Source organism: Campylobacter concisus (assembly GCF_002913545.1).
In the GTDB taxonomy this organism is placed as follows: domain Bacteria; phylum Campylobacterota; class Campylobacteria; order Campylobacterales; family Campylobacteraceae; genus Campylobacter_A; species Campylobacter_A concisus_AV.
Map to the genome: position 1 here is coordinate 1 of NZ_PPBR01000079.1, position 477 is coordinate 477.

Annotated in this window: 1 protein-coding gene; it reads left to right on the top strand. The window is 35.4% G+C overall.

Going from position 1 to position 477, the window contains the following annotated elements:
* On the top strand, positions 1-477 hold a 477-nt coding region (locus CYP05_RS09960), incomplete at both ends, for a DEAD/DEAH box helicase family protein (protein ID WP_181001174.1).

A 477-nucleotide genomic window follows, 5' to 3' on the forward strand; every position in this document is an offset into this window, starting at 1 on the left:
GATATATAGCGACCGAGCTAGAGCAAAAGAACTAGAACGTATTTACAACGACAAATTTAACTGCTACGTTAAAGACAAATTTAATGGAGATGGATTAGAAATCTTAGGGCTTGATGGCAATATAAAACTTAGAAAGCACCAAAAAGATGCTATTTTTAGAAGCATGGTTCAAAAAAATATTTTACTTGATCACGAAGTTGTGGCTGGCAAAACATATGCAGCAATAGCTGCTGTTATGAAGCAAAAAGAGCTTGGGCTTGTAAAAAAACCTCTAATCATCGTTCCAAACAATCTTGTAACCCAATGGGATCAAAGTATTTTTGATGCATTTCCTAACGCTAATGTGCTAGTGGCAGACGAAAACTCTTTAAGCCCAAAAGAAAGAGACGAGTTTTTGGCTAAAGTAGCAAATAATGACTGGGATGCCGTTGTTATAAAATATACACAAGTAGAAAAACTACCAGTTCCTTTTGAAAC